Origin of the sequence: Kribbella sp. NPDC023855 (assembly GCF_040639475.1) — a bacterium.
Lineage (GTDB): Bacteria > Actinomycetota > Actinomycetes > Propionibacteriales > Kribbellaceae > Kribbella.
Genome location: NZ_JBFAAA010000024.1, coordinates 38,320 through 54,752, shown reverse-complemented (window position 1 = coordinate 54,752; position 16,433 = coordinate 38,320). Strand labels below are relative to the sequence as shown.

At 67.1% G+C, this 16,433-nt stretch carries 17 protein-coding genes and 3 pseudogenes; 6 read left to right on the top strand and 14 right to left on the bottom strand.

Features of this window, described 5'->3' with window-relative positions; translation table 11 throughout:
* Positions 1-393: pseudogene (locus tag AB0F51_RS39410) on the bottom strand (GTP-binding protein LepA); the annotation flags it as partial.
* 93 nt (positions 394-486) lie between these two features.
* Here AB0F51_RS39410 and AB0F51_RS39405 point away from each other — a divergent pair.
* On the top strand, positions 487-1,167 hold the full coding sequence (locus AB0F51_RS39405) for a hypothetical protein (RefSeq protein WP_360288945.1): 681 nt from the start codon (positions 487-489) through the stop codon (positions 1,165-1,167).
* Here the strand turns inward: AB0F51_RS39405 and AB0F51_RS39400 are convergent.
* The gene (locus tag AB0F51_RS39400; RefSeq protein WP_360288943.1) at positions 1,158-1,913 is read right to left on the bottom strand and encodes an alpha/beta hydrolase; all 756 of its coding nucleotides are present in this window, start codon (positions 1,911-1,913) and stop codon (positions 1,158-1,160) included. The two genes, AB0F51_RS39405 and AB0F51_RS39400, sit on opposite strands and share 10 nt — an antisense overlap.
* 405 nt (positions 1,914-2,318) lie before the next feature.
* Complete coding sequence (locus AB0F51_RS39395) at positions 2,319-2,480, bottom strand: hypothetical protein (RefSeq protein WP_360288941.1); 162 nt, start codon at positions 2,478-2,480, stop codon at positions 2,319-2,321.
* A 310-nt stretch (positions 2,481-2,790) separates the two neighbouring features.
* On the opposite strand from AB0F51_RS39395, the gene AB0F51_RS39390 reads away from it, so the two are divergent.
* From AB0F51_RS39390 to AB0F51_RS39375, 4 genes are all read left to right on the top strand, one after another.
* A complete protein-coding gene (locus AB0F51_RS39390; RefSeq protein WP_360288939.1) occupies positions 2,791-2,913 on the top strand; it encodes a hypothetical protein in 123 nt (40 codons plus the stop codon).
* Positions 2,914-3,045: 132 nt separating this feature from the next.
* Entirely contained in the window at positions 3,046-3,759 is a 714-nt protein-coding gene (locus AB0F51_RS39385; protein WP_360288937.1) for a class E sortase, read from the top strand.
* A 20-nt stretch (positions 3,760-3,779) separates the two neighbouring features.
* Positions 3,780-4,442, top strand: a complete 663-nt coding sequence (locus tag AB0F51_RS39380) for a ferritin-like domain-containing protein (protein WP_360288935.1) — start codon at positions 3,780-3,782, stop codon at positions 4,440-4,442.
* A gap of 9 nt (positions 4,443-4,451) precedes the next feature.
* Positions 4,452-5,081 (top strand): ferritin-like domain-containing protein, encoded by a 630-nt coding sequence (locus AB0F51_RS39375; protein WP_360288933.1) that lies wholly within the window; start codon positions 4,452-4,454, stop codon positions 5,079-5,081.
* Positions 5,082-5,133: 52 nt separating this feature from the next.
* On the opposite strand, the gene AB0F51_RS39370 is transcribed toward AB0F51_RS39375, so the two are convergent.
* The 11 genes and pseudogenes from AB0F51_RS39370 to AB0F51_RS39320 form a co-directional block, all read right to left on the bottom strand.
* Positions 5,134-5,412 (bottom strand): hypothetical protein, encoded by a 279-nt coding sequence (locus AB0F51_RS39370; RefSeq protein WP_360288931.1) that lies wholly within the window; start codon positions 5,410-5,412, stop codon positions 5,134-5,136.
* A gap of 74 nt (positions 5,413-5,486) precedes the next feature.
* Complete coding sequence (locus AB0F51_RS39365) at positions 5,487-5,792, bottom strand: zf-HC2 domain-containing protein (protein WP_360288929.1); 306 nt, start codon at positions 5,790-5,792, stop codon at positions 5,487-5,489.
* A gap of 387 nt (positions 5,793-6,179) precedes the next feature.
* Positions 6,180-7,057: pseudogene (locus AB0F51_RS39360) on the bottom strand (DUF4394 domain-containing protein).
* 82 nt (positions 7,058-7,139) lie between these two features.
* Positions 7,140-8,373 (bottom strand): annotated as a pseudogene (locus tag AB0F51_RS39355) (Nramp family divalent metal transporter).
* A gap of 382 nt (positions 8,374-8,755) precedes the next feature.
* Entirely contained in the window at positions 8,756-9,493 is a 738-nt protein-coding gene (locus AB0F51_RS39350) for an anti-sigma factor (RefSeq protein ID WP_360288927.1), read from the bottom strand.
* A gap of 7 nt (positions 9,494-9,500) precedes the next feature.
* Positions 9,501-10,103, bottom strand: a complete 603-nt coding sequence (sigK, locus tag AB0F51_RS39345; protein ID WP_360288925.1) for an ECF RNA polymerase sigma factor SigK — start codon at positions 10,101-10,103, stop codon at positions 9,501-9,503.
* 190 nt (positions 10,104-10,293) lie between these two features.
* A complete protein-coding gene (locus tag AB0F51_RS39340) occupies positions 10,294-10,758 on the bottom strand; it encodes a hypothetical protein (protein ID WP_360288923.1) in 465 nt (154 codons plus the stop codon).
* Positions 10,755-12,134: a DUF4331 domain-containing protein gene (locus AB0F51_RS39335; protein WP_360288921.1), complete on the bottom strand. Its 1,380-nt coding sequence runs from the start codon at positions 12,132-12,134 to the stop codon at positions 10,755-10,757. The genes AB0F51_RS39340 and AB0F51_RS39335 overlap by 4 nt, the downstream gene beginning before the upstream one ends.
* A 76-nt stretch (positions 12,135-12,210) precedes the next feature.
* A complete protein-coding gene (locus AB0F51_RS39330; RefSeq protein ID WP_360288919.1) occupies positions 12,211-12,480 on the bottom strand; it encodes a twin-arginine translocation signal domain-containing protein in 270 nt (89 codons plus the stop codon).
* A 238-nt stretch (positions 12,481-12,718) separates the two neighbouring features.
* Positions 12,719-13,480, bottom strand: coding sequence for an anti-sigma factor (locus AB0F51_RS39325; RefSeq protein WP_360288917.1), 762 nt, complete (start codon positions 13,478-13,480; stop codon positions 12,719-12,721).
* A 196-nt stretch (positions 13,481-13,676) separates the two neighbouring features.
* Positions 13,677-14,345, bottom strand: a complete 669-nt coding sequence (locus AB0F51_RS39320; protein ID WP_360288915.1) for a fasciclin domain-containing protein — start codon at positions 14,343-14,345, stop codon at positions 13,677-13,679.
* 267 nt (positions 14,346-14,612) lie between these two features.
* On the opposite strand from AB0F51_RS39320, the gene AB0F51_RS39315 reads away from it, so the two are divergent.
* Positions 14,613-16,412, top strand: coding sequence for a cytochrome c biogenesis protein CcdA (locus AB0F51_RS39315; protein ID WP_360288913.1), 1,800 nt, complete (start codon positions 14,613-14,615; stop codon positions 16,410-16,412).
* Positions 16,413-16,433 lie beyond the last annotated feature (21 nt).

The following is a 16,433-nucleotide window of genomic DNA, read 5'->3' as shown; positions in this document are numbered from 1 at the left end:
GTCCTGTGCCGGGCTCCAGCGCCCGAGCGCACCCAGTACCCGGAAACTGAACGACACATTGGTGAGATCAGGCATCGCCGGCGGCAGGCCGACCAACGACTGCAGCCGATCCAGCAGCAACCCGTGCTGGATCTCCTGCGGAAGCCACACGTCGGCATAGAAATGGCGGTCGATCGGCGGCGGATCCGGCAGCAGCAGGTTGAGCTCGAGCACATTCCGCTCGACCTCCAGCTCGACCCTCGACATATAAGTGAGCACCGGGCCGAAACGCTCGGCCAGCATCCGCGGGCGCGCGATCGAGTAGTCGGCACTGTCCACCGAGATCGGCGGATGCTCGTCAGCCATCCGCGCGACGTGCGCGGCCAGCCGCCGTGAGTTGCCCGGATCAGTCATACCAGCACTTCGGCACCGCAAACAGACCGGATGGGTCCCCGCCGATTGAGCCGGCCGACCATCCGGGACGGCATCTGCTGCGAACCAAGGGCGTTGGACAAACCCCCTCAGGAGATGGTCGCGATGATGCACTCGATGCTCGAACTGGCGCTGGACCGCACGCACACCGGCGTACGGGAGCTCGCTGTCCCGGCGCATTCTCCAGAAGCCGGCCGCAGTGACAGGCGGCACGAGACCGACTGGTTCTACGCGATCACCGCGCAACACCTCGCCGCGGCCGGAGACGTGCTGCTGCCGCACATCCGCCGCCTCCCCGATGGTCGTCGCCACGTCTCGGCGTACGTCCGTCAGGTCCGGCAGCTGGAAACTGCGCTGCGCTTCCTCAAGGCCCGCCAGTACGGCGACGGTCGGGCGCAGCATCTCCGTCACCGCGATGTCTGGCGTGAGGTCGACCGCTTGCTGGCAGATCACGAACGGCTCGAAGCCGCGTATGTCCAACTGCTCGGTGCGAAACTCACTCCTGCGCTCCTGGACAAGGTGGCGGAGCAACTGTTCGCTGCCGAGCAAGTTGCACCGACTCGCGCGCATCCACACTCCCCACATGCCGGCCGCGCCGGTCGGCTGGCGCACCGATTCTGGCGGCTGGCCGACACCACCTGGGACGACCTTGAAGGACGTGTCATCCCCACGACCTACACCCAGCACCCCAACCGCGACTCCGCCTACTCCCACTACCTCCGCGGCGGCCAGATCCCTTTGCCAGTTCAGATCTGAGCCAGGAACGCCACCGAGACGGAGATCAGGTTCGCGATGTCGTCGTGGCCGCTGAACGTGTGGCCGGCTCCCTCGACCGGCAGGAACGTTGAGCTTGCGCCCGCGGCAAGCAGCAGTTCATGCAACCCCTTGCTCTGACTGATAGGTAGTTCCTCGTCAGCCGAGCCATGAATGAGCAAGACCGGTGGCGCGGACGACGAGACATGCTGGACAGGGCTGGCCTGCGCGGCGAGCGTCGGCAAGTCGGCGGGCGGTCCACCGATCAGCTTCGCCATCGGGGTCTCGGGATTGTGCGGATCGACGGCACTGAGGTCAGTGAGCGGATACCAGGCGACCACAGCGGAGATCCCGCTGCTGTCAGTGAGGCCGGCCAGTGCCGCAAGGTGACCGCCGGCGGACTCACCCCACAGGCCGACCCGCTCGGCATCGAGATGGTAGTCCTTGGCCGAAGCTCGCAGATAGGCCAATGCAGCCTTCACGTCATCGAGCTGAGCAGGGAACACAGCCTCCCCCGAGAACCTGTAGTCGATCGTCGCCACCGCGATACCCGCGTTGATGAGCGCGTCGAACACCGCCCCCGGCTGCACCGTCGCCGGGAGAAATCTCCGATCACCGAAGAGAAAAGCGCCTCCGTGGATCCACACCACGAGCGGAAAGGGCCCCGCACCAGACGGCACCCGAAGATCCAGCAACAACGGCCGAAATCCAGCGATTTCCGAGTAGATGACACCGTCGTACTGGCTCATCAAACGATCCTAGGCCGCGACGGCAGGCGTTCGGCGGCCGTCTTCACCAGCGAGATGCCGAATGGCCGCGCTGACGACTCCCCTCAGCACAACATCGATTGTCGGCGTGCCTGAGCTACTTCGCCACCGTGGCGGCCAGAATCCACAGGCGCCGAATCCTGGATCGCTTGGACCACGGCTGACTGGCCCAGGCACTCTGTCTTCGGCTCGAATCACATTCATCGCCGTCCCGCGACGTTGCGGCCTACGTCGACCACGGCCCCCGGCGACGCGGCTACCTGCGTGGCGGCGAGCTCCTCGACCACGCAGACTGGTGGACCCGCGTCCGGGCTGACGATCGCAGGCCTTCGGCGGGCTCCGCCTTCGGCCAATCGGAGTCGTCGACGCCGGTCCGTGCCCAGTCCTCTAATCCGGGCCGGTGCCGATCCGGCGTACGGTGCCGTCGGCGATCTCCAGGAACAGTTCGGCCAACACGATCGCTGTGGTCAGTGCGAGGCGGTGATGCCCGATCCCGGCCGCGACCGCGATCACGTGCTCACCCGGCAAGCGCGGCCCGCAACTGGCCATGGCCGGTTAGGGTGCGGGGTCGCCCGTACGGCGGCCACCTCGATGCGGAAGCCGAACCGGACGGCCTTCGTCGCCGGGACCGCTACCCACGAGGCAGTCCAGTCGGCCAGGCAGAGAGGCCCGACGATCAGCTCCGCCGGCGGTCGGCAGTGCGCGGCCGGCGGGGCTCCGGGTCGCGCTGTGATCATCGACCCGCAGCCGCTGCGGCAGGCCGGAGAAGAGGGCGTGATGAAGCCGGTCGATGCGCTCATGGGTCAGGGGTTCCTGAGTGATCAGGAATTGAAAGTAGAGCGGGCCTGACAGGAGTGCCATGCCTAGGTCCAGGTCGAAGTCGGGCGACAAAAATCAGGTCAACGGCCCCGTAGTCCTGCGCGCGCAGGTCGGCGCGGAGGTCGGCGGTGTCGGGGAACTCCAGGTCGGTTTCGTGCAGTGACAGCAGCGAGTCGAGAGCAGGGCGCCCTTGGAGGGAGCCGCGCGAAGGATTACTGCCGGATCACCTATCCGCGGGCCGGTTGCCTCCGAAGTCCTGGCTGATGCACCGTCTCGTGAGGAGCTGGTCAGCGGCATGAAGACCTGGAAACCGATCTATCGGTGGCTGGCGGCAAGTACCGCCTTCGTGGCTCTGGTCGCGGCCGGCGTGGTGATCTTCGGACCAGACGGCGAACAAGCGAGTTCGGCCGGTGGCACGCAGAGCGTGAACACTCCGTCGGCCATACCCTCCACGGCCGGAACCGGCGACCCGGAACCGGACGCGCTGGTGAACCGGATGCTCGACCAGCTTCGCAACGGCGAGCCGCTTGAGTCGCAGCTCGCGCCCGGCGAGGAGAACCCAGCGGCCGGCGTACCGATCGAGGCTATCAAGGCCAAGCCTGGTGAGCAGTTACGGCTCGGCCGGCTCGCGATCCCCCGGCTGGGACTCGATGACGAACTCAACAACGGCGTCGACGAGGCTGCCCTAGTGCGAGGTGTCGGGCACTGGCCCGGTACGCCGCTGCCGGGCACGGCGGGTAACTCCGTGATCAGCGGTCATCGCAGTACGAACGAAAAGCCGTTCCTCTACTTGGACAGGCTTCGCGCCGGTGACTCGATCACGGTCACGGTCGGCGCGAAACGTACGACGTACAAGGTCTTCCGGACCACGATCGTGCCGCAGTCGGAGTACGTCAAGATCGTCTTGCGGCAGCCGGCGGATCCCGGCGACAAGGTACTCACCCTGTTTGCCTGCAACCCCATCACCGCTCACTACCAGCGCATCGTCGTCGAGGCGCGCGCCGGGTGAGTGGCAACTCAAGGAGAGTCATGGGTATCAAGACAATTTTCGGGGGCCGTCCGGTCCTCGAGTTCGCCGACGAGCACAGCCGGCGCAGCTTCCTGCGCAACGCTGCCCTGGTCGGTGTTGGTGTCACGTACGTCGCGAGCCGAGCGGGTGACCCGCTGGCGTTCGGCACCGCCGATCGTGGCTATGGAGCGCAGGATGCCAACGCGAGCGACCTCGACATCCTGAACTACGCACTGACCCTCGAGTACCTGGAGTCCGCCTTCTACACGGCGGGACTGAAGGCGAACCTGCTGAAGGGCCGCGAGCTCGAACTGGTCGACCCGATCCAGCAGCACGAGGCCGACCACGTCAAGGTCGTCCGCACCACGATCACCGACTTGGGCGGCAAGCCGGTCGCCCAGCCGAAGGTGAAGTTCCCGGCCGGCACGTTCGACAACCGGGCCAACTTCCTGAAACTGGCAGGCACCTTCGAGGAGCTCGGAGTGAAGGCCTACCACGGCCAGGTCACGCTGGTGAAGAGCCCCGAACTGCTGGGCGCCGCGGCGTCCATCGCCGGAGTCGAGTCGCGGCACGCCGCGATCATCGCCCAGATCACCGGCGGGAACCCGTTCCCGGCACCGATCGAGGCCAACCTGGCGATGGGGCCGGTCCTCCAGGCCGCCATGCCCTTCCTTGCGAAGTAGGAGGAACTGATGACTGACACCACAGCAGACCTGATCCACGGCAACGCCTCCGCGGTCCCGGCCGGGGTCGCCCTCGGTGCCTTGAACAACGGCTTCGCGCTGGCCAGCGCGAAGGACTTCAAGAACGACATCGAAGTACTGAACTACGCGCTCGCACTGGAGTACCTGGAGGCGGAGTTCTACCGTCAGGGCAACGCCGCGAACCTTGTCAAAGGCAAGGAGAAGCAGTACCTGATGCAGATCGGCGCCGACGAAGCCTCGCACGTCGCGACGCTCACCGCCACGATCCAGAAACTTGGCGGTACGCCGATCGGCGCGCCGGCGGTCGACTTCGGTGGCGCCTTCGAAACCCGGAAGAGCTACCTGACCACGGCCCACATCTTCGAGAACAAGGGCGTCGGCGCCTACCTCGGCGCCGCCGGGTTCGTGAAGGACAAGATGATCCTGCAGGCCGCGGCCGGCATCTTCGGCGTCGAGGCCAGGCACGCCGCGGTCGTCGGCAACCTACTCGGCCTGAAGGCCGAAGGCGGCGTCTACAACGGCTCGTTCGAGAAGCCCGCGTCGAAGAGCAACGTCCTGACGGCCGTCGCGCCCTTCCTCGTCGATCCGAACAAGGTGGTTGCCGCGATCACCTACTGACCCGAACACAGAGCGGGCCGGCCTTCCCTGGGGGAGGACCGGCCCGCTCTGCTCACACCTGACCTTTGAGTACCACCCGGTCTGCTTCGTCGAGGACCTCGAAGAACTTGGCGTCGGCGCGCAGTACGGAAGAGTTCAGGTTGCACAACATCGGCTTGGGGCCGGTACCGATGAACTCCCCCGCCTGTGCGACTCGTCCGTCGACGCCGACCACGATCACGTAGTACCGCTTGCCCGCATCGAAGCCGGAACCGGCCAGCTTGATCTCCATGCCCCAGGTGTGCGGAACCACCTGTGCCGTGGACTGTACGCCGGCTGCGACCGTGGTCACCTGAACCGGCTCGAGCGGGATTTTGGGCGGGTCAGGAGCAAGCGCGTAGCCCAACCCAGTACCGGCTCCGCCGATCACCAAGACAGCCGCCGCCGTGGCCAGCCAGCTGCGGCCGCGCCGGATCCGCTGGGTTCGGCCCTGATCGCGGCGAGAACGGATTGCTCGAGCCATTGCGGCGGCGCGTCCGGCAGCCGGTCTAGACGAGCCGGGTCCACCAGCTTGAGTGGCGCGGCCAGTGGCCCGATCGCTGCCAGCTCGCCTCGGCAGTCCGTGCAGCCGTCGAGGTGAGCCTGTACTGCGGTGCGCTCCGTCGCCGTCAACTGGTCGAGGGCGAAGGCGCCCAGCTGTTCGCGAAGCCGGCGGTGCTCCTCGCTGTTCACAGATCCACTCCCATCTCGTCCATCGCCAGCCGCAGCGCCTTCAGGCCGTAGAAGACCCTGCTCCGCAACGTACCGACCGGGACGCCCTGCTCGACCGCTACCTCGGCACCGGCCGCGTAGATAGGTTTCGACCAGGGCCGAACGCGCCTCAGGTCTGATTCGTTGCAGCGCCTCCTCGACCAGCCAGCTCAGCACCGCTCTGTCATCGGCGTTGTCGATGACCGGACTGAGCTCGGACAGCAGCTCCGGCGGTTGCGGCGTCACTGGACGGGCAGCACGGCGGCGCGTCTCGTCGACCACGGTCCGAAGCGGTCGCCGCGGCGCTGATGGCACTTGTCGTCTCCTCGCACGGGCGGGGCCGCCGGGTCGTCCCGGCGGCCCGTGAACTCAGCGAGCGGCGTAGGCGAGGCCCACGACCTCGCCCAGCCCGAGCGCCAGCAAGGGCGTGGTCCGGCCGGTCCGCAGGTCGACCCGGACCAGCTTCGAGCCACCGAACAGCCCGTAGCCGCCTTGTACTGCGGTAATGGCGTGGTAGTCCCGCGGGTCGTACGGGCCGGCCTGGCGGCCCTTGCCTGCGATGTCGAAGCCGTTGACCGCCGAGATGTCCGTACCGAGGCGGCCGACGGTGAACAGCTGCCCGGTATTCGGCGAAACGGCTAGCGTCGTCCCCGGCAGGGTGCCCTGGGTGACCAGCGTGTCCCGGCGAGCGTCGAGACCGTACAAGCCGGTGCTCGTCGCGCCGGCGAAGCTGTCCGTGTACGCCGCCGCCGCGACCTTGGGTGCGAAACCACCCGCCGCGTAGGCGAGCGTGCCATCGACGGCCGCGACCGCGCCGGTGTCGGGATGCAGCCTGAGGTTGCGGCCACTGCTCGCGACCAGTCTGATCCGGTCCACCGTCGGGTTGAAGTCGAGCCGACCGTGGTACCCACCGCGCCGGCGGCCGCAGTACCGACTGCAGAAGCGCGACCTGATCTGACGTCCAGCGTGTACAGCTGGCCGGACTTGGCGATCGCGTAGAGCTGTCCGGTGGCCGGGCGGACGTCGATGCCTACCAGGCGGTCATGCGCCATGAGACCGCGGACCTTGACCCGATGCTCGGCCAGCAACGGCCGCTGCGAATCCCTGATGCTCAAGGTCCCGTTGCTTTCGAGCAGGTAGATGTCGGGCGCCGCACCGCGACTGGTTGCCGACGCCGCCGGTACTGCGGTCAGGCCCGCGGTGAGCAGGACGCCAAGGGCAACAGCGGCTGCCAACGATCTCTTCATGATCGAGCTCCTCGAATCAGTGGGATGATGCGAGTGGGTACGGCGCCGGCCGGCACCGCGTTCACCAGCTGGTGGAGTTCTTTCAACCGCGCAAGGTGAGGACGATCAGTACGACGTTCAAGGTGGTGATCGCCGTGGCCACCAGGCAGGCGATCACGGTGGTCTGCCAGCGGTTGACGAATTCCCCCATCACGGCCTTCGAGGCAGTGATACGAACCAGGGGCCACAGCGCGCACGGGATGCCGAAACTCAGCACCACCTGCGAAACCACCAACGCCCGGCTCGGGTCGATCCCGATCGCGAGAATCACCAGCGCGGGCAGCAGGGTGATCAACCGGCGGACAGCCAGCGGGACATGGCGCTCAGAATCCCTCCAGGATGACCGATCCTGCGTAGGTGCCGACCGAGGACGAGGCGAAGCCTGACGCGAGCAGAGCGAGGGCGAACAGCAGCGCGGGCATCCGGCCGAGGTTCTCGCCGAACGCCCGGTGTGCCGCCTCCAAGGTGTCGGCACCCGATCCCTGGAGCGCGGCCGCGGCGACCACCACCATCGCCAGGTTGACCGCACCGGCCAGTGCCATCGCGATCCCCACATCCAGCCTCGTTGCCTTGAGCACCTGTAGCTTGCCGACCGCCGACCGCAGCGTCTTGCCGTGCCGGTCGGTGACAAGCGCCCCGTGCAACCAGATCGCGTGCGGCATCACCGTCGCCCCGAGCATGCCCGCGGCCAGAACGAGCGAGTCCGTGCCCTCCAGCCGCGGTACCAGACCGCCGATCACCGCCGAACCCGACGGGTGTGGCTGCACCGTCGACACCACGAATCCGATCAGCACCACTGCGAGCAGTCCCACGATCGCTACTTCGAACGGCCGCTGGCCACGCTTCGACTGGTAGATCAGCAACGCGAACGACACCAGCCCGGTGATCACGCCGCCGAGCAGCAGCGGAATCCCGAACAAAAGATTCAGCGCGATCGCACCGCCGACGACCTCGGCCAGATCGGTGGCGATGGCGACCAGCTCCGCCTGCGCCCAGAGACCGGTCGAGATGGATCGCTTGAACTGTTCCCGGCACAACTGCGGCAAAGTGCGCCCGGTCGCGATGCTGGCCTTGGCCGCGAGGTACTGGACCAAGACGGCCATCAGGTTGGCTCCGACCACCACCCAGCAGAGCAGGTAGCCGTACGTCGTACCGGCCGCGATATTGGTGGCGAAGTTGCCCGGGTCGACGTACGCGACCGCAGCAACGAAGGCCGGTCCGAGCAACAGCAGACCCGAGCGGTTCAGCTGACGTTTCAGTGGAGCCGGTGCATACATGCGCCAGCCTCTCGCTCGACAACACGGGGACGTGAATCCTTCGGAGCGGCCCCGCGACCAGATCGGTCAGCGCGACACGCGGTTTTCGACCGATCTGCTGATGTCTTCGCACCGACGAGGTCCGGACGGCTGGTCGCTCGCAACCGCTCTTCTCCGCAACGCGATCGACCGGACCGCGGAGGACGCCTGACCGAAGACGACGGAGGCCGGCCGCACGGGCGGCCGGCCTCCGCGCTCTTGCCACGCGGCGGCCGAAGCCGTCGATCACGCAGTGGCCGGGTGCCTCGTGCTGGCTGCTCAACACGAGGCCTCCGCTACCCGGGCGGGGGCCTGTCCGCTACATCGCGACGACCCCGAGCAGCGTTACAGCCCGGCGTGGGGGTCAGACCAGCGCGATGATCGCGGCGGCGGGCATGGTCGGTTTTGCTGATCCGCCGGCCGGCTCCACGGTGAGACCGAAGGCAACTTTGCCGGTGACGCCGCCGGCGATGATCTTCGTCTGATCGTGGGTCATATCGCCCGCGAACCCTATGGAGTGCGCTGTCTTCGAGGTGTCGATGAGCCACAGCTGGTACGTCTGGTCGGCCGGTAGCTGCCGCAGGTCGCGCAGTACGACGATCGCGGCGTCCCTGCGGTTCGACGCGACCACGGTCGCCTGCCCGCCTCCGGTCACGGCGCCGTGGACCGTCCTGGCATCGGGCTCGGCCAATACCGCGGCGAGCTGGTCATTGACCTGCCGGGTCGAAGCGTTGCGGCGGTACTGATCGATCGCGATACCGCCGCTGGCCGCTACCGCCAGCGCCGCCGCGGCCAGGGCCAGGACGGACCGCCGGGTGAACCGGCGCGGTGGCAAGACGGAGACGGGTGCTACCTCTTCGAGCTCCAGCGCAGGGAGTTGCCGGACCTGGCTGATCGCTTCCATCACGTCGGCTTTGAGCTTGGCCGGCGGAGTCATCGCCACCTCGGCCGACAGCCTGGTAGTTGCCTCGCGCAACTCGGTGACCTCGACGATGCATTCCGGGCAGCCGGCCAAGTGCTGCTCGAACGTGATCCGCTCCTCCGGGGCGAGAGCGTCCAGCACGTAGGGCCCGGTGAGGGTGTGGATTTCAGTCGATGACATCGGGTCGTTACCTCTCCGCGGTTCCGAGACAGTCGCGGAGCCGGATCAGGCCGTCACGCATTCTCGCCTTGACGGTGGGCAGTTTGGCGTCCAGCAGGGTGGCCACCTCGGTATAGGTGTTGCCGCCGTAGTACGCCAAAGTAATCGACTCGCGCTGCAGCTCGGTCAGCGAACCAAGACAGCGGCGAACCCGCTCGGCATCAAGCTGACCGAGGACGGTGTCGGTGACCTGGTCGAAGTCGGTGTCGACCGACTGCACCGCGTTGGCGTGGTCACGGTTGGTGGAGGCTTGTTCGGCGCGGACCCGGTCGACCGCGCGGCGATGCGCCATGGTCAGGATCCACGAGGTCACCGAGCCGCGGCTCACGTCGTAGCGGGCCGCAAGGCGCCACACCTCGATCATCACTTCCTGAGCGACTTCTTCGGACTGGGCCGGATTGCGCAGCACGCGTCTGACCAGCCCGTACACCCTGGGGCTGACCAGGTCGAGGAGCTGGGAGTACGCGGCGGTGTCGCCGCGAGCCACCAGGGTCATCAGTTCGCCGTCGATGACGCCCGACCGCTGCTCTGGAGGGCCGGCATGCCGGGGCGCTGCCGTGGGCTCGGTCACTGTCAGTCTCTCTGCTCGACGAAAACTGTGAGCGGTGGCTGATTTCTATCATGCCTCGAACTGGAGGCCGCCCGGCCGGCTCAGACATCCATCGCACGCTCGAGCCGGCACGGCGCCAACACGAGCGCGAATGGAACCGTCGGGCGTGGCCCCCTGTGCCCGCGCCCGACGGTCTGCTGTTTCCGATCGGCTACTGCCAGACGGCCTCGGTGACGCGGCCGCCCACAACGTCGACGGTCAGCTGGACGGGTCCGTCGGGCATCACGTACAACTCGTAGCTGCCCTCGGGCACCTCGAAGAAGACCGCCGAGTAGACCGTCTCCCCCTCGGCCGAGGACCGGGGAACGACCGCGACGTGGGGAAACCCGTGGCCGTGCTCGCCGTGCCCATGGCCGTGGCCGTGGCCGTGGCCGTGGCCGTGCCCATGGCCGTCGTCGTCGCCGTGGTCGTGGTCGTGGTCGTGGCTGGGGGCAACCGATTCCTCGGCTGTCCAGCCCGCCGGGCGACGCTCGATCTCGACGTCCTCCAGCTCGGCCGGCATGGTGACCACGATCGCGCCCACACCGTCACCGATGTCGAGCAGCACCGAGGATCCCTTGCCCGCATGGGGATTCTCCTCCGCATTGGTCAGCGGCTTGGTGGCCGGCGCGGTCATGACACTGCCGGGATGCCCGGCTTGGACTGGTAGCCACCGGCCGGCGTACCGAGGTACGGGAACACCTTCAGATAGTCGGAGTTGGTGTTCGACGTACCGTCCTTGACCGCCGACGCGGCACCATCCGGCGTGAACGTCTTGTCGACCAGCGGGATCGTCAGCCCGGCCACGGCCCGGATCTCGACCGTGACGACGTCATCGAAGACACGACGTCCGTTCGGGAAGCCGGCCGCGTCGCCCGCCACCAGGCCGAGCGGGTTCGGCGTCTTCGCCGGCGGCACCGCAACGTTCAGCCGCAGCATGTCGGCCTGCACCGGACCGGTGTAGTTCTGGAAACCCGGTACTACGCCCTTCGGGATGCCAGTGAGCAGGATCGCGGCCAGGTCGGACCGTGGCTTCTTGTACGCCGCCAGCTTCGGGAACACGCCCGGGTAGAGCACCGGCAGCAAACCGGCAAGCTCCGGCTTGGTCACGTACTCCGCGTACTTCTTGTCCTCGTGCGGCGGCCGGCTGTTCCACTTGTCCTTCTCGGCCATCGGCACGATGACCTCGTTGAACAACGGGTTCCCGAGCCGGGAGACCTGCTTGTACGGACCGTGCCACAGCGAAAGCCCGAGCGCATCGTCGAAGATCTTCGACTGCTGCCGGCTCGCCGTCGCGTAGATGCCGATGACCGACTTGGCGTCCATCACGTCAGTCGGCTTCTTGCCGTCCCGGGTCAGGTCTGAGATCGGCACCTGCAACGCGATCGTGTGCACGTTCGAGCCCTGCAGGCCGTTGACGCCCATCGCTGCCGCCGACGGGATCAGGTGCGCGGCTTGGAACGGACGCAGCGTGCCGAGGTCGAAGATCGAGCCGAGGTCGGCGAAGAACCCGTCGGCGCGCTGGCCGGCGAACACCTTGCGATGGGTACCGATGGTGTGGATCGCCTCACCAGCCAGCTTGGCGTAGTTCGGCGTACTGCGGGGGCCGACATTGACCGGCGGCGCGGCCAGCTCACGAGCCAGGATGCGGGCGCGGCCGTGCTCGACCCGGGTGACCGAGTAGTACTGCGGCCGGTTCCAGGTCTTGTCCTTGATCGAGGAGATCGGGCCGGTGTTGTACAGGAAGGTCTTCTTGTTGCGGATCTCGGCGTGGAACCGGAACTGGTAGCTGATGTCCGCCTTGCCGTCACCACCATTGGAGATGTGGATCTGGTAGAGCACGTCGTCGCCGAACTCGTAGAAGTTCGGCCCGCCGAACGGGTTCTGGAACGGGATGAAGTTGGCGATCAGGGTCACCGTGTCCGGCTTGTCCGGGCTGACGAACGCATAGACATCGGTGTTGTCGGCGACCGGGTCCTTCGAGATCTCCGGCGCTTCGCGATGCGAAGACATGAAAATTCCTCCAGTTAGGGGGTCGAGCTCGAGTGGTGGGAAGGCCGCGCGGCGGCACTGCCCGGACCGCGGACGGTCAGACGGTCTTCAGGCCCGCCAGGCGGCCGGCGAGCTCGCGGTCGGTGATCAGGACCTCGCGTTCGCCGACCATGATCGCCAGCTGGCCCTTCTTCACATCCTTGACATGGACCACGAACGACTCCGCATTCGCCAGGTCCGCGGCCTCGAGCTGGGCCGCGTCGGCCGACTGCTCCCCGAAAATCTTCGGGGCCGCGACCGCGCCGACCGCAGCAGCGGTCCCCGCACCCGCGAACACCAGAAAACCGCGACGTGTTGCGTCACTCATTGACTGTCCCTTCTCTGTCCGTACTGCGCGGCCGCCGGCGAATGCCGGCAACCGGACTGCCCCAGATGCGACCGAGTCGCATATACTGTGACCTGCGTCACAACGGCAACCGCTGGGGGTTCGGAGCTGCTCGGTGAGCGGATGGGTGCCGGTCCCGACTTTCTTCGGCGGTACCCAAACAGAGGAGCCGGCCCCACCACGCAAACCTGCGAGGTGAGACCGACTACTGGGCAGTTCGTCAGGCGGTAGGCGCGCTCAGCCGCAGTACAGGCTCGAGCGCTCTGTTGGAGGGAAGGGTCGGGCGGGCTGAGCCGCCTCGCGGCTCAACGGTCACGCCGAAGGCGACTTTGCCGGTCACGCCGCCGGCCACCACGGTCGGCTGCAATGACTTGCTGTCGGTGAGGCCGATCGAGCGTGCGTTCTGCGCGCCGTCGATCAGCCACAGCTGGTAGGTCTTGCGGCCGGTCAGCGGCTTGAGGCCGCGGACCAGCACAACTGCGGCGTCCTGCTGCCGAGACAGCACCACGGTGGCCTGGCCGCCACCTGAGACGGCACCGTGGACGGTGCGGGTGTCCGGCTGGGCGAGGATCGTGGCTGCCCTGCTGCTGATCGCAGTCGTGGCCGCGTTCTCGCGGTACTGGTCGAGCGCGACTCCCCCGGTGGCCGTGATGGCCAGGACGGCGGCGGCGACGGTCAGAGAGCGTCGGAGCACTCGCGGCCGGGCTCGGGTGGCGCGGTCGGTATTCGTCTCGGCGCGGATGGCGGGCGGTAGTTGCCGGACTCGGCCGACCGCTGTGATCACCTTGGTCTTGAGGGCGGCCGGTGGCCGGCGGGCGACGTACAGGCTGAGTCTGGTCACGGACTCGCGGAGATCGTCGACCTCGGCGCGGCAGTCGGTACAGGTGGCGAGGTGCTGCTCGAAGGCGGCACGCTCGAGGTCGTCCACCGCTTGCAAGACGTAAGGACCGGTCAGGGCATGGATGTCAGGCAGTGGTGTCACGAGATGTCGCTTCCCTGGAACCGTCGCGGTCGTGAAGTGGAGCCTCGCGTCCTCGTCTGGGTGGATGGTGCGGAGCCGGGACGGTGGTGCCTCCCTGGAGTAGGGAGGCGCCACCGCTGTTACTGGGTCGGTGTCACCGTCATCTGGTGTCCTGCCCTGATGACACCGACCCGGTGATGCCGGGCCGGCGGGATCGTCAGGCCGCCGGGGGCATCAGAACGGTGTCGATCAGGTACACGGTCGCGTTGGCGGTCTTCACGCCGCCGCAGATGACCTTGGCGTTGTTGACCATCAGGTTGTCGCCCGAACCAGTGACCGTGACGGCGCCCTTCTGAACGGAGGTCTGCTTGCCGACGACCGCTGCCGGGTCGAGCTGGCCGGGGATGACGTGGTAGGTCAAGATGCTGCTGAGCAGCGCGTCGTTGGTCTTCAGCGTCTCGATCGTCGCGGCCGGGATCTTCGCGAACGCGGAGTCGACCGGGGCGAAGACGGTGAACTCGCCACCGTTGAGGGTGGAAACCAGGTCGACCTTCGGGTTCAGCTTGCCCGACACCGCGGCAACCAGGGTCTTGAGCAGCGGGTTACCCGACGCGGCGGTGGCCACGGGCTCAGCGGCCATGCCGTCGACCGAACCGGCACCAGTGGCGTTCGCCTTGGCGTAGTCAGCGCACCCCGGACCGACCAGACCGGCTGCGTTGTCCATCGACGGGGACGCGGACGGCGTCTCGGCCGGCGCGGAGCTCGTCGTAGTACCGGCGGCCGGGGCCGAACCGGCGTCGTCGTTGCCGCCGCCACAGGCAGCGGTTGCAAAGAGCAACGAAACGGCGGAGGCAGCCAGGGCGACGCGCTTGATGGTGTTGGACATGACGATCCTTCTTTCACTGAATGGGGAAAAGAGCCGGGGCGACTGGTAATTCCGGCGAAGACCGTCGATTACCCGGCGTTGTCGCCACCAGTTGCTGGTGAGTCGCTGTCTGCGGCTCGCAGCTGACATCCCTACTTCGGCGCTGTCCCGAGCCCGGATGGGTGCCGCCAGAAGATTTCTTTGGCACACTGCTCGGCCCATCCGGAAGGCCGGATGGAATCGAAGTGGGGATGACCCTGTCGAAATCTTCGAGTTGGAGTGACCCTGATGCTTACGCTGGCCTTCATCGGATTGCTAGGCGGGCTGATCACCGGAGTCTCTCCGTGCGTCCTGCCCATGCTGCCGATCATCTTCTTCGCCGGAACCACCGGCCCAACGGACACCGCCACACCCGCCAAGCGCGGTCGCAAGAAGGCCACTGCCGGTACGCCGGACGGCAACGTCCTGGTCGACGAACCCGACATGGTCGAGACCGTGAAGCCGCGACGCGACTTCCGCCCGTTGAAGATCATCGCCGGCATCATCATCAGCTTCAGCCTCTTCACCCTGGCCGGCTCGGTCATCTTGTCCGCCCTCGGGCTCCCCGACAGCTTCCTGCGCTGGGGCGGCCTCACCATCCTCACGCTGGTGGGGATCGGGCTCATCTTCCCGGCCATCGGGCACTGGATCGAGAAGCCCTTCTACCGGCTTCCCAAGATCAACCGCAGAAACAACGGCGCCTTTGTCCTCGGCCTAGGTCTCGGCACCCTCTACGTCCCCTGCGCCGGCCCGGTCCTCGCGGCCATCACCGTCGCCGGAGCGACCGGCAACGTCGGCTGGCGCACCGTAGTGCTGACCGTCACCTTCGCCATCGGCGCAGCGCTTCCCCTGCTGATCTTCGCCTCCGCCGGCTCGCGAATCTCTCAGCGGGTCAAGGCCTACCGCGACCACCAGAAGGGGTTCCGGATCGGCGGCGGCATCGTGATGATCCTGCTCGCCATCGCGCTCGCCTTCAACATCACCGACGTCATCCAGCGCTCGCTGCCCAGCTACACCAGCGGCCTGGAGAAGAAGGTGGCCGAGTCCAAGACCGTCCAGGGCGCCCTGGCCCCGCCGATCGGCAACGGCGCGAGCGCCGAACTGGCCAACTGCACCCCCGGCGCGGCCGAGCTTGCCTCCTGCGGTGCCGCACCCGAGTTCCGCGGTACGCAGAAGTGGTTCAACACCCCGGGCGGACAGCCGGCCACCATCGGTGGGCTGAAGGGCAAGGTCGTCCTGGCCGATTTCTGGGCCTACTCCTGCATCAACTGCCAGCGCGCCACCCCGCACCTGCTCGCCTGGGACAAGGCCTACAAGTCCCACGGCCTGCAGATCGTCGGCATCCACGCACCGGAGTTCGCGTTCGAGAAGTCGGCGGGCAACGTCCAGTCCGCGATCAGCACGGAAGACATCACCTACCCGGTCGGCCAGGACAACAACCTCGCCACCTGGACCGCCTACCGCAACCAGTACTGGCCCGCGAAGTACCTGGTCGATGCCGAAGGCACCGTCCGGTCGATCAAGTTCGGCGAGGGCGACTACGGCCAGACCGAGAACCAGATCCGCCAACTCCTGCAAGCCGCCAACCCCGAGGTGAAGCTGCCGCCGCCGGTCGACGGCACGATCAAGGCCGACACCATCGGCGCGGAGGGCACCACCCCGGAGACCTATCTGGGCTACTCCCGCTCCACGAATCTCAACGGGACCGACGGCAAACTGACCCCGAACAAGACCGTTGCCTTCGGCCTCAATGCCGGACAGCCCAACGACACCTTCAGCCTCGGCGGCAACTGGGCGGTCGGCACGCAGAGTGTCACCTCGACCAAGGGGTCGCGGGCTCGGCTCAACTTCCAGGCAGCCAAGGTCTTCCACGTCCTGTCCGGCGAAGGCACCGTCACCGTCTCGATCCCCGGTGAACCAGACAAGACCATCCAGGTCTCCGGTACGCCGAACGCCTACCAACTGGTCGACAAAGCCAACCCGGAGCGCAAGACGATGACACTCACCTACACCCCCGGCATCTCGGCCTTCACCTTCAGCTTCGGCTGAGCCGGCCTGCCTGATCCGAAC